Source organism: Thermococcus sp. (genome assembly GCF_027066465.1).
In the GTDB taxonomy this organism is placed as follows: Archaea; Methanobacteriota_B; Thermococci; order Thermococcales; family Thermococcaceae; genus Thermococcus.
This window is the reverse complement of the sequence record NZ_JAMONU010000086.1, coordinates 1-11,872: the sequence shown is the minus strand read 5'-3', so window position 1 is coordinate 11,872 and position 11,872 is coordinate 1. Positions and strand designations below refer to the sequence as shown.

The window sequence follows — 11,872 nt, the reverse complement described above, 5'->3', positions numbered from 1 at the left end:
CCTTGGCCTGGTGCTTCTTGAGGTAGCCAATGGAGTGGTCCCCCTTGGCCATCGCCTGGTTTATCTTCGAGCCCGCCTGAAGGACTTCCCTCTTTGGAATATCCGGTGAGGAGGAGCTTACGAGCCCGGCATCGGCGAGGGGTTTGAGGCTCTCCTTGAGCATCTCACGCAGGATTTTTCTTACGTCCTTGTAGATTCCCGGCAACTCAACCTTAACCCAGTCGAAGGCTATCCTCTGGACGTAGGGCTTAACATCCGGCGAGCTCTCGGTTCTAACTTCTATGCGCTCTATCCCGAGGTTCTCCACTATCTCGCGAATCTTCTCCTCGTCGCTACCGGGCGATGCAGTTAATCCGAGGACGAGCGGGTGCTTTGCGGTTTTGAGGTACTCCCTCGCTATGAAGACGTAGGCGTAGTTGCCAACCGCGCGATGGGCTTCATCGACGACGAGCAGGACGACGTCCTCAAGCGAAATCCTGCCCGTTAGGATGTCGTTTTCAACGGTTTGAGGTGTTGCGGTAATTACCACGCTCTTTCTCCAGAGTTCAGCGCGCTTCTCCGGGGAAAGCTCGCCGGTGAGGACGTTAATCTTCTCGGGAGGAAGTCTAAAGAGTTTTCTAAAGCTCTCGGCATGCTGCATCGCCAGCGGTTTGGTTGGGGCTAAGAACAGGACCTTCCCCCCGTATTTGGAGAGCCTGTAATCGGCTATGAGCATCGCTACGAGAGTCTTTCCTAAGCCAGTGGGCAGGACAACGAGGCAGTTCCGCTCCTTACAGCGGGCGTAGATGACCTCCTGGTAAACGCGGGGCTCGATTAAATCCCTGCGGAGATAGCTCATGTTTGGAACATCTCAACCAACCATAAAAAGCTTCTCCAACAGGGGCCTCGTTACCGTTGCCAGAATGCCACCCGATACTCCGGAGAGCAGGAGAACGTTGTTGATGACGGGAAGCGCCTTGAAGACAATCAGGACGAAGGGTATGGCCCTGAAGGCCGGAAACGCTCTCGAGAGCCTCAGCGAGAGGGCTATTATGAGAACCCCAAGCCCCGTGTAAAAGGCGTAGCTCCCGAAGAAGAGCAGAGGTTCCGAGAGCTTCCTCGCCAGGAGGGGGTTCGACTCAACGAAGCCGAGCCTCACGCCTAACCACGTTGTTACGGCGTCTGCCGCCGACAGCAGGACGAACACCAAGGCGTACTTCCAGACCCTCATCGTTTTATACCTGGGTTCGATTCCTTAAATACCTACCGAACTCGTTCGAACCTACATGTGTATCTACATATGTAGCGACGGGGTGGCCCGGATGTTGCTTACGAAACACGCAAGGGAGAGAATAGCAAAGAGGCTGTCAAAGCGGAGGAAGTTTGAGAGAATATACGAGAGCCTCTGGAAGTTCCTCGATGGAGCTAAGAGAATCGAGGTTAAGGAGAACGTCGTTATATTCACGAAAGGAGGAAAGAGCCTTGTCTGCGTTAAGTTGCCCTGCGAAAGGCTGACCCTCGGCGAGATTGCGAACTTGGTTAGAAACGTGGATGGGGAATACGAGTGCGTCTACCCCGATGGAAAGATTGCCATGAGAACCATCCCGAGAAAGTTTCTAAAGCTCCTCCCGGAAGGTTGCTACTGCTTCTATCTCAACAGAGAGAAGAGAAGCCTCTACGTGGGAAGCGAGGAGCCTCTACTCGCGATAACGCTGAGACCGGCTAAGAGAGAGGAGAGAACGCCATCAGAAAACTTTATCGCTGGCGTTGAGAGTGCCCCTTCGGGTGAGAACGATGATGAGGGCAAAAAGCCTCGTTAAAGCCCGGGATAGAATCGTCCTGTGGAAGCTCAAGATAACGAGGGCCGCGAGCTACCTCAGCATAGCGAACAGCTTCATGATCCTCTTCGTGTTCGCCAAGGAGCTCTACTCAGTTCCCTGGATAGCCTCCAGGTTCAGCTTCCGGGAGTTCGTGGGAGTCACCTACACCCTCGCCGTCATCGGCTTCGTGCTCTTGGCCGAGCTCGACTGGCACTTCATGTTCAAGAGGGAGCAGAGCTACGCTCTAACCAGAAATCCCCTCCTCCCGGCTCAGTGCTTCATGATAGAGTACCTCCTCCAGAAGGCGATCGAAGAAAGAAGGATAAGCGAAAACGAGGCCAAAAAGGTTCTCTCTTCCCTCATGCTGGCCGGCTGTGATCTTGGTCAAGATGGAAACAAACGTTTTCAAGGTGCATCGGGAATGAATAACGAAGAGGAAAACGTTAAGAAGTTATGGTAGCAGTTCTATCGAGGGATGCGAAGTGAGCACAGGTGGGGATGTCACTCCCTCCACTGTTGAGGTACCTATTCCTCAGGAGTTCAAGATTCTGGCGCGGATCAGAGGGATTCCCGAAGAAAGGCTAATTCGTGCCGTTCAGAGACTTCTTATCTTGGAGGCTATATCCCTGAATTCGGAGCTTAAGCCTGAGGACGTTAAGGAGATTTCGAAGAAAGTGGGGAAAGCGGCATGGAGATCGCTGTAGTCGTTGATACAAACGTTGTCTTTGCATCGTTAATCCGATCAGGAGGTATCAACAGGTACGTTCTCACACTGTATCCTGAACTGGTTCCCTTTTTCTATCCCCAGGTCGTTGTTGATGAGGTTTTCAACCACCTAGGTGAACTTGCTAGAAAGGCAAAGTTAAGCCCAGAGGAGATTAAAATGGCCATGGGGATAATCTTTGAGCCTATGGTTTTGGTATCGAGTCTTCAGCTCTCCGACTATAAAGTCTCTTCTGAAGAGTACGTTCACGACATTGGGGATGCGCCCTTTGTTGCCTGTGCTTTGATGCTTAAAGAAAGGTACGAAAATGTCATAATATTGACATGGAACGTTTCAGATTATGCCACCGGCAAGCTTCGCGATGCGGGCATTCATGTCATGACTCCCGTTGAGTTCATAAAATGGATAAAGGAACGGTACTAGGCGGGGTTCTCGTTGATGGGCACTACCAGGATCTCCCCGAAGGGCTCCTCCTGAATGAGCTCTACCTTCCCCATGTTCGAGAGGAAGAGCAGGTAGAGGAACGTCCTCGCTATTATCTTCGGACTCGGGTCAAAAACCAAGTCCCAGAACCTTATAGGCCTTCCCGTTTCTTCGTAGAGCTTTCTGACTATCTCGTAGAGCCTGTTGACGTGCTTTTCAATGTCAACGCGGAAATCGTCAACGACGAAAACCTCCTCTTCAATCTCCTCACGCTTCTTCTTTCTGGGTTTTCTTTTCTCGGCCTCTTCAAGGGCGTCCATCAGGGCCTCCACAAGGTCGTCGAAGGTGTAGTAGCGCTCGACCCTCCTGAGGGGAGGGGTTAGGGGTTCAACCTCAACCCTTATGCGCTCCTCTCCCTTCTCCTTACTCTCTTCCTCGTCCCCCCTCAAGAGGGCCTCGCTCTTCATCCTCACGAGTATTGAAGCGGCTAAAATTGCCCTCGCTGAAACGCGCAAATCCAGCTCCCTCATTTCCCTCAAACGCTGGATGTACTTCTCGGTCAGGTCAACGATGTCTATGTTCCAGGGGTCAACTTTTCCCATCTGGACGAGCTGGAGCAGTATATCAATCGGGGTGATTTCCTCTTCCCTTCTCGACTCCATCCTCAGCCCTCCACCCGAACCCAGCCCCTATCAAAGCGCCTGTATTTTTTCTTTGTGAACTGGAACGCCTTCACAAGTTCGCGGAGGTAGCTTTCATCTGCGTGAAGAATTATTCCATCCTCCAGCGCATCCATTAGGAGAGGATGCCCCTTCTTGAGCATCTTTAGAACTTCCGTTGGGGTGTACGCCTTCGGGTCGATGGGTGCCCTCGTTCTGTCAAGGGAGTAGAGGAGTTTAAGTCGTTCGTTAGGATTTTTAGGAAGGCTTTCAGCAACTACGAGAAGGTCAACATCGCTTCCAATTCCAAAAGTTCCCTTCGCTATTGAGCCGTGGAGAAGTATCAGCTTCGGGTTGAGTACTTCGGTGATGTCTTGGACGTACTGCTGAACTTCCTTCCAGTATGGGATTTTCTCAGGGTTTTTTAATCTTCTCATTGACAAGCCTCCCGATGAACTCCATTATTTCTCTTGCCGAGTTTATTGCCTCCTCAGCGTCATTCTCGCCGTAGTACTCGTAGGGGGAACCCTCGATATACGCATCTGGATATCGTGGCGGTATGTAATGTCTGTCGAGGAGCCTTGCCTTGTTGAACAGTTCGTTAGGAACGTCTATTTTCTGAGACAGCACATCAAGGAGCTTCTTTATCGAGTGTCCGTAAGCCATTACACCCATTCCGTATAGTAGAGCCTTAACGGCGTATTCTCCAGCCTGTTGTGCTTTAAAGCATGCCCATGAGTAAAATCCTGCCCTCATATCATTCTCTGCGCTCTTAAGCGTGTACCTCGCTTGGTCCATCCATCTTTTGTATTCCTCCTCGTCGAACATCTTCAGCCCTCCAGATGACCGAACATCTCCCTGTGCTCCTCATCGCTCTTCCTTCTGGCCTGCTCTATGAGCTTCATTGCCTTCTCAAGGCTGAGCGAAACTACCTTGGAGACACCGTTTCTCATGCTCACCCCTATTATCTTGTCGGCGTTCGCCATCATGACGTCCCTGAGGGTTATAACTATGAACTGGCTCTCCCGAGAAGCTTCCTTAATCAAATCCGCGACGCGCTTGACGTTGGCGTCGTCGAGGTGGGCATCTATCTCGTCGAAGAGGTAGAAGGGAGCCGGCTTGTACCTCTGTATTGCGAAGACGAACGCCAGAGCCGTTAGCGCCTTTTCGCCCCCACTCATCGCCTCTATCCTCTTCACATCCTTTCCGGCGGGCTTCGCCTCGATCTCAAGACCACCCTCAAACGGGTCCTCTGGGTTCTCAAGGATTAGCCTTGCCTCCCCTCCAGGCGAGAGCTTGGCGAACAGCTCCGAGAAGTTCTTCGCTATGGCTTCAAGAGTTTGCAGGAACACCTGCTTCTTCTGGCCCTCTATCTCCTCGATGAACTCCTCTATGCTCTCCTTCTCGGCCAGAACCTGCTCGCGCTTGCTCTTGAGCTCGAGGTATCTTCTCTCAACGACCTCGAAGTCCTCGATGGCCTTCATGTTTACCGGTTCGAGGGCGCGTATCTCCTCCTCCATGCGCTCAATCTCTTCCCTCAATGCCTCAAGCTCCAGCGGGATTTCCTTTATCGACTTAATTAGCTTCGCGTCGAAGTGCCTTAGCTCGGCCCTCTTTTCCTTCAGCGTCGCCTCGGCCTGCGCGAGCTTTATCTTGAGGGTGTTGGCCTCTATGCGAAGCTCCTGAAGCTTTGAGCTCAGCTCGTCCTTCTCTTTCCTCAGCTCGGCTATCTCCTTCTTCAGCCTCTCACGCCTCTCGCGGAGCTCCTTCAGTTCGTCCTTCACGTTCTCCTCGGCCTTCTTCAGCTCCTCGAGCTCGGCTTCAAACTTCTTTATTGCCTCCTCGTTCTCCTTTATGTTGGCCTGGAGGGCGTTTATCCTGTTGATTAAGCCCTCGATTTCCTCCTCGAGGTCGGCCTTCCTTGGCAGGAGCTCCTCGTTTATCCTGCTCCCAAGGCTCTCGAGCTTGCTCTCAACCCTGCTAAGTTCTTCCTTAAGCTTTGCAATCTGACCCTCAACCTCCCTAATCCTCGCGTTTAATTCCCTCGCCTCGGGGTTGTCGAGGGCCTTCCTGAGCTTCTCCCTCTTCTTCTCGAGCCTCTCAATCCTTCCCCGGAGCTTCGCCATCTCGCCCTTTGCCTCTTCGATTTTCGCGGTGAGTGTCTCTATGAGCTTCTCGCTCTCCTCGATTTCTTCCTTCAGGGACTTGTCCTCTGCAAGAAGCCTCTCAAGGTCGCGCTGAAGAACCTGCAAGTCCTTCGACAGCTCGCTCTTCCTCATGCGGAGCTCGAAGAGAGTATTTTCTATCCCCTTCATCTCGGCCTTCAGCGAGTTTACCTCTGCCTCCAGCTTTTCTTTCTCGCGCTCAAGCCTCTCCACCTTTGCCTTAATCTCATCAGTATTAATCAGCCTGCCCCGTGGCCTGTAGTGGCCACCTGTTATTGCACCGCTCCTCTCGAGCAGCTCACCGCCGAGGGTTACCATTCTGACCTTTCCTATGCCGACGCTTCTAGCTTCCTCCATGTTCTCGACGATGAGAGTATCTCCGAGGGCGTAAGCTACCGCGTTCCTGAAGCGCGGGTCGTAGCTCACGACGTCCATGGCAGGGATTCCTAAGGAAGGCTTTTCCCTCATCGAGCGGGGCTTTATCTTGTTGAGCGGGAGGAAGGTCAATCTTCCGAGTTTTTTCTCCTTGAGAAGTTTTATGGCCTTTTCGGCTACGCTGTCGTCCTCAACAACCACGTTGTCGTAGTTCCCTCCGAGGGCCACCTCGACCGCCAGAGCGTATCTCCCGTCCTTAACGGTTATCAGCTCGCCGAGCGTGCCGTACAAACCGGGGATGTTGCTCTTCTTAAGGAACTCCACGGCCCTGTTTCCGCGGACTTCCCTCTGGGCTTCGGCCTTTATGAGTTCCTCCTTGGCCTTTGCAAGCTCGGGCTCGAGCTTCCTGAGCTTTGCAGTCTTTTCCTCAAGCTCCTTCTCAAGCTTCCTGAGCCTCGCTTCCGCCTTTGAGAGCTTTCCTTCAACTTCCGAAAGCTCGGAGCGCTTCTCCTCAAAGGCCCTCTTGGTTTCCTCAATCCTCTCCCGGAGGGCATTTCTCTTAAGGTTGGCCTGCGTTATCCTTGTTCTGGCCCTCTCGATTTCCTCGGTGAACTTCTCAATCTCGCTCTCCTTCATGTAGAGGTTCTTTTTGGTCTCTTCAAGCTCTTCAACCACCTTGTCGAACTCCTCCCTCGCGAGGGAATAGCGCCTGTCAATCTCGCCGAGCTTTACAACAAGTTCGTTCCTGCTCGCTTCAAGCGTCTTTATATCGGCCAGAAGCTTCTCCCTCCTGCTCGACCAGCGCTTTATCGCGTTCCTGCTCTTCTCTACCTCTTCACTGATTCTCTTGAGTTCATCCTTGGCCCTCTTCAGCCTCCTCTGGCTCTCCTCAATTTCCCGCTTCGCGCTCTCGATGTTCTTCTTCGCCATCTCAATCTTCGACTTAACATCGCTTATGCGTCTCGTTACCTCAAGGATTCCGTCCTCGCTCTTCTCTTCAAGCTCCCTTTCAACTTCAGCCAGCTCTTTCTCCTTTGCCACTATTTCCTTCGCTATGTCCTTGAGTCTGACGCTCAGAGCTTCAATTTCAGCCTCGATTTCCCTGTCCCTGGTGCTCCCCTCCTCTATAATCCTCTCAAGCCGCTTTATCTCACCGAGGAGGAGCGTAACCTTGGCCTTTTCAACGCGCTCCTTCAGGTCGAGGTACCGCAGGGCGTCGTTCCTCTCCTTCTCAAGCTTGTCGAGCTGGGCTTTAACTTCCCTTATGAGCAAATCAACGCGCGCAAGGTTCTCCTCCGCCCGCTTGAGCTCATCCAAAGCCTTCTCCTTCTTTGAATCGTACTCCGCTATTCCGGATATCTCGTCTATAATCAGCCTCCTCTCAGTCGGCGACATCTTGATGAACTTCGTTATATCACCCTGAAGAACGAGGTTGTAGCCTTCAGGCGAAATCATCGCCGCGCTTAGAAGGTCTATAATTTCACTCCTCGTCGCCCTCTTCCCGTTGAGCCAGTAGGCACTTCTCCCGTCTGGATAGACGCGCCGCTTTATAACAACCTCGTCCTCATCAACCGGAAAGCCCCTGTCCTCGTTGTTGAAATACATTGCGACCTCGGCGTATTTGGCCGGAGGCTCACCCTTTGAGCCGGCAAAGATTAGGTCGCTTATCCTGCTGGCCCGCATCGCTTTGGCCGAGAGGCCGCCGAGAACGAAGAGAACGGCGTCGCCGATGTTGCTCTTCCCAGAACCGTTGGCACCGACTATAGCTGTGAATCCCCTCGCGAGGGGAACAACAACCTTTTTGTTACCGTAAGATTTGAAGCCCTTCATCTCTATCTTCTCAATGTAAGGCATCGCTCACACCTGAGGAAAAAAGTTGAGGAGATTGTATATAAACCTCACTCAACTATCCTCCGGAGAAGGGAACGGGTCCTCTCGTCGAGGGCATCGCTCGTAACGACATAAAAATCCGAGTTTGAGAGGACGGCCATGTCACGCAACTTTCCGACGAACCTCAGCGTTGCTTCGAGGCCGTTTTCAAGTATCAGATACTCAACGGCGTCCAAAATTAAATCGACGTTTTCGTTCCTAAGGATGTCCCAAATCATCTGCTCGATAACGTGGAGGTCCCGGGGATTAACGGCCAGCGGGTGCCCAGTTTTGCTCAGCCATATCACGCTCGTGTTTCCGCTGGGACTACCGCTGTAGAAGGGAACCTTCCGGGTTATAAGGAGCTTTCTCCTCAGGGGATTGCTTCGAAGTATCCTCATGAGCTCCCCCGCTCCAACGACTCTCGAACCTTTCTGAAGGGGCCTTCGCCCCCGGAGGAACATAGGCATCACTCCGCTCCTTTTCGATGTCTGTATGATTAAAAAGGCACAATCAGTGATAAAATAGGATTCTTTATAAGCGTTTTGTTAAGTTTTACGTTTGCAAATATGTGAAAAAATAAAATTCACTCAACTTCCCTCTCACAGAGTTCGAGAAGCACACCTGTCACGGCCTTCGGGTGGACGAAGGCTATCTTGGCTCCGCCGGCACCTAACCTCGGTTCCTCGTCTATGAGCCTGTAACCCTTCTCCTTGAGCTCCTTGAGGTGCTCCTCGATGTTCGTAACGCCTAAAGCAATGTGGTGTATTCCCTCACCGCGCTTGGCTATGAACTTCGCTATCGGCGAGTCCTCGGCCGTGGGTTCCAAAAGCTCAATCCTGCTCTCGCCGATGCGGATTATCGCTGTTCTAACCTTCTGGTCCGGCACTTCCTCGATTTCCTCAACTTTCAAGCCGAGGCCCTCCCAAACCTTTACCGCCTCTTCCAGGTTCTTAACGGCTATACCAACGTGGTCTATTTTCTTAAACATGCAATCACCTCCAGAGGTCCTCCTTAAGCTTCTCCATCACGATTTGAGCCGCTGAGTACGGGTCCAGCTTCCTTTCAACGACTTCGTTAATCAGCTCCCCTGCTTCGCCCCTTTCAAGCCTCTCCTCGACCTTCCTCGCCACCGTTGAGGCGATAATCGTCTTCACTTCCTCCCTCGCGCGGAAGGCCCTCCTCTCCCTCAACCTTCCGCTCTCCTCCATGTGCTTCCTGTGCCTCTTTATCGCCTCCCAGAGGGGTCTGACGCCCTTGAGGGTGAAGGCTGTTGTCTCGACTATCGGCGGCTCCCAGCCGATTTGCTTCCACTTCTCCCTCTCGAACTCGAGGGCCATCTTGAGCTCAAGGTGGACCATCTCAACGCCTTCCCTGTCGGCCTTGTTGATGGCGAATATGTCAGCAACTTCCATGAGGCCGGCCTTAATTGCCTGAACCTCGTCGCCGAGGCCCGGAACGGTTACGAGAACGACCGTATCTGCTGTCTTGACGATGTCAACCTCAATCTGCCCGACTCCAACGGTCTCGACGAATATCAGGTCGTAGCCGGCAGCGTCTAAAACCTTAACCGCGTCGTTAGTAGCTTTCGCCAGACCGCCGAGGGAACCGCGCGTCGCCATGCTCCTGATGAAGACGCCGGGGTCGGTTGAGTGCCTCTGCATCCTCAGCCTGTCGCCGAGCAGCGCACCCCCGGTAAAGGGCGACGTCGGGTCTATCGCTATGACCCCAACCTTGTGCCCCTCGTTTCTGGCGAGCTTGATGAGCTTGTCGAGAAGGGTGGACTTTCCAGAGCCGGGCGGACCCGTTATGCCGACGACGTAGGCTCTGCCCGTGTGGGGATAAATCCTGCGGATGATTTCCCTGGCTTTCTCCTCGTCGTTTTCAACGAGGGTTATCAGCCTTGCTATGGCCTTCTTATCTCCGGAGAGGGCGGATTGAACGAGGGAATCAAGGCTCTCCATTTTCATCACTGGAGAAATTATCCAGGAGAGGGATATAAAGTTAAGCCTTAAACCTCTTGAGGTTCTGAACGGCTTTATCAACGAACTCTATAACCGTTCTCAGGGGCGTTCCCGGTCCAAAGACCTCCGCAACGCCCATCTTCTTCAGCTCCTCCGCGTCGTCGGGCGGGATTATTCCGCCGGCGAAGATTACGATGTCCTCGTTCGGCTTTATGCCCCTCTCCTCGAGGAGCTTGATAATCTTCGGAATCAGAACCATGTGCGCGCCGGAGAGGATGCTTATACCAAGAACAGCGGCATCTTCCTGGATGACCGTCTCGATTATCTGCTCCGGTGTCTGCCTGATTCCCGTGTAGATGACCTCGTATCCGGCCTCCTTCAGGGCCCTCGCCACAACCTTGGCTCCCCTGTCGTGACCGTCAAGACCGGGCTTCGCTATGACGACGCGAACCTTTGAGCGCTCGACCATTGACACCACCGGCTAAGGTTTCTCCCTTGTCGTATTTAAAGGTTGTCAAAACTCAAGGTTTAACTTTACTTTGGATATTTTGTCCACAAGCCTTTTTAAGCTCCCACAGAAAGCTCGAACCATGAGACACGACACCCACACCCATACTCTCTACTCCGACGGGATTGGAAGCGTCCTCGAGAACATCCAGGAGGCCGAGAGAAAGGGTCTATCGCTCGTCGCGATAACCGACCACAGCCACTACGTCCTGAACGGGAACTTTGAGTCGTACGTAAGGGAAATCGGGCGCTGGAAGGGGGAGGCGGAGACGGTCGTCCTCGCGGGTCTTGAGGGGAACGCCGTTGATGGGGGCGTCGACGTCCCCGAATGGGCGGCCAAAAAACTGGACTTCGTGATAGCGAGCGTCCACGAATGGGTCGAGAGGCCTGAAAGGTATCTCGAGCTGGTAAGGGAAGCCCTCATGGACGAAAAGGTTGACGTGATAGGCCATTTCGGGGCGAGCTTTCCGTACGCAGGGTTCCCAAGCATGGAAGAGCTTGAGGAAATCCTCGAACTGGCGGAGGAGAACGGAAAGGCCTTTGAGATAAGCTCCGCCTACAGGGTGCCTGAGCTGGAGTTCATTAGGGAGTGCGTAAAGAGGGGCATAAAGCTGACGTTCGCAAGCGACGCCCACAGGCCGTCAAGGGTGGGGGATATCAGCTGGAGCGAAAAGGTTTTTAGAAAAGCCGGCGGGAGAAAGGAGGACTTACTCTTCGAGGAGTTTCTTTGAGGACTTTTTCTCAGTTGTGCCAGAGTCTTATTGCAACATGGGCAGTTGGCGAGTATGACGACGCTCCTGATGAGATAGCTTTCAATTCTCCTAGAGTCTTATTGCAACCAAGGGCGAAAAGAGGAAGATATTTAGCTGGAAGTTCTCTTTCAATTCTCTTAGAGTCTTATTGCAACGATGGCGCGGGCGTTCGAGGCCTTCGGGCCAACCAACTTTCAATTCTCCTAGAGTCTTATTGCAACACGGCGAGACCGCGCATGTAGAGAACCCGCCTGAACCTCTTTCAATTCTCCTAGAGTCTTATTGCAACCGGAAACATCATCAGCCGTGTCTGGCTCCCGGTCGAGTTCGCCTTTCAATTCTCCTAGAGTCTTATTGCAACGACGTAGGCGTCATTAACGAAAGTCATTAGGAGCATGACTTTCAATTCTCCTAGAGTCTTATTGCAACAAAAATACTTCAACGCCGACGCCGTGAGGGCAACGCTTTCAATTCTCCTAGAGTCTTATTGCAACGCCTTCGACAGACCCTTAATTGACGCAATAAACCGTCCTTTCAATTCTCCTAGAGTCTTATTGCAACCGACGAGGCCTATTCTCGCATCTTGCCCGATTTGAAGACTTTCAATTCTCCTAGAGTCTTATTGCAACTCGGGA

The 11,872-nt window shown here is 52.7% G+C and carries 15 protein-coding genes and 1 CRISPR repeat array; of the genes, 5 read left to right on the top strand and 10 right to left on the bottom strand.

What is annotated here, in order from left to right:
* A partial coding sequence (locus MVK46_RS04070; RefSeq protein WP_297535373.1) for a DEAD/DEAH box helicase occupies window positions 1–838 on the bottom strand: 838 nt, incomplete at its 3' end.
* Window positions 839–850: 12 nt separating this feature from the next.
* Window positions 851–1,210 carry a DUF5658 family protein gene (locus tag MVK46_RS04065; protein ID WP_297535372.1) on the bottom strand — a complete coding sequence of 120 codons (360 nt, stop codon included), beginning with the start codon at window positions 1,208–1,210 and terminating at the stop codon, window positions 851–853.
* 91 nt (window positions 1,211–1,301) lie between these two features.
* Between MVK46_RS04065 and MVK46_RS04060 the strand changes: the two genes are divergently transcribed.
* The 4 genes from MVK46_RS04060 to MVK46_RS04045 are packed head-to-tail and all read left to right on the top strand — an operon-like array spanning window position 1,302 to window position 2,946.
* Window positions 1,302–1,799, top strand: coding sequence for a hypothetical protein (locus MVK46_RS04060; RefSeq protein ID WP_297535371.1), 498 nt, complete (start codon window positions 1,302–1,304; stop codon window positions 1,797–1,799).
* A complete protein-coding gene (locus tag MVK46_RS04055; protein WP_297535370.1) occupies window positions 1,774–2,259 on the top strand; it encodes a hypothetical protein in 486 nt (161 codons plus the stop codon). The genes MVK46_RS04060 and MVK46_RS04055 overlap by 26 nt, the downstream gene beginning before the upstream one ends.
* 22 nt (window positions 2,260–2,281) lie before the next feature.
* A complete protein-coding gene (locus MVK46_RS04050) occupies window positions 2,282–2,503 on the top strand; it encodes a hypothetical protein (protein WP_297535369.1) in 222 nt (73 codons plus the stop codon).
* Entirely contained in the window at window positions 2,488–2,946 is a 459-nt protein-coding gene (locus MVK46_RS04045; protein WP_297535368.1) for a PIN domain-containing protein, read from the top strand. Before MVK46_RS04050 ends, MVK46_RS04045 begins: the two co-directional genes overlap by 16 nt.
* On the opposite strand, the gene MVK46_RS04040 is transcribed toward MVK46_RS04045, so the two are convergent.
* The 8 genes from MVK46_RS04040 to MVK46_RS04005 all read right to left on the bottom strand — a co-directional run bounded on the left by MVK46_RS04040 (window position 2,943) and on the right by MVK46_RS04005 (window position 10,447).
* Entirely contained in the window at window positions 2,943–3,608 is a 666-nt protein-coding gene (locus tag MVK46_RS04040; protein WP_297535367.1) for a ScpA family protein, read from the bottom strand. The two genes, MVK46_RS04045 and MVK46_RS04040, sit on opposite strands and share 4 nt — an antisense overlap.
* Window positions 3,609–3,610: 2 nt before the next feature.
* Window positions 3,611–4,042, bottom strand: coding sequence for a nucleotidyltransferase domain-containing protein (locus tag MVK46_RS04035; protein ID WP_297535366.1), 432 nt, complete (start codon window positions 4,040–4,042; stop codon window positions 3,611–3,613).
* Window positions 4,020–4,433 carry a HEPN domain-containing protein gene (locus MVK46_RS04030; protein WP_297535365.1) on the bottom strand — a complete coding sequence of 138 codons (414 nt, stop codon included), beginning with the start codon at window positions 4,431–4,433 and terminating at the stop codon, window positions 4,020–4,022. The genes MVK46_RS04035 and MVK46_RS04030 overlap by 23 nt, the downstream gene beginning before the upstream one ends.
* Window positions 4,434–4,435: 2 nt before the next feature.
* A complete protein-coding gene (smc, locus tag MVK46_RS04025; protein WP_297535364.1) occupies window positions 4,436–7,999 on the bottom strand; it encodes a chromosome segregation protein SMC in 3,564 nt (1,187 codons plus the stop codon).
* Window positions 8,000–8,043: 44 nt separating this feature from the next.
* Window positions 8,044–8,484, bottom strand: coding sequence for a DUF835 domain-containing protein (locus MVK46_RS04020; RefSeq protein WP_297535363.1), 441 nt, complete (start codon window positions 8,482–8,484; stop codon window positions 8,044–8,046).
* 116 nt (window positions 8,485–8,600) lie between these two features.
* A complete protein-coding gene (mce, locus tag MVK46_RS04015; RefSeq protein ID WP_297535362.1) occupies window positions 8,601–9,005 on the bottom strand; it encodes a methylmalonyl-CoA epimerase in 405 nt (134 codons plus the stop codon).
* Between the two features lie 4 nt (window positions 9,006–9,009).
* Window positions 9,010–9,978 (bottom strand): methylmalonyl Co-A mutase-associated GTPase MeaB, encoded by a 969-nt coding sequence (gene meaB / locus MVK46_RS04010; protein ID WP_297535375.1) that lies wholly within the window; start codon window positions 9,976–9,978, stop codon window positions 9,010–9,012.
* Window positions 9,979–10,018: 40 nt separating this feature from the next.
* Window positions 10,019–10,447: a cobalamin B12-binding domain-containing protein gene (locus MVK46_RS04005; protein ID WP_297535374.1), complete on the bottom strand. Its 429-nt coding sequence runs from the start codon at window positions 10,445–10,447 to the stop codon at window positions 10,019–10,021.
* A 121-nt stretch (window positions 10,448–10,568) separates the two neighbouring features.
* Between MVK46_RS04005 and MVK46_RS04000 the strand changes: the two genes are divergently transcribed.
* A complete protein-coding gene (locus MVK46_RS04000; protein ID WP_297535361.1) occupies window positions 10,569–11,216 on the top strand; it encodes a PHP domain-containing protein in 648 nt (215 codons plus the stop codon).
* Between the two features lie 7 nt (window positions 11,217–11,223).
* A CRISPR array of direct repeats spans window positions 11,224–11,866; the repeat unit is 30 nt; unit sequence CTTTCAATTCTCCTAGAGTCTTATTGCAAC.
* Window positions 11,867–11,872 lie beyond the last annotated feature (6 nt).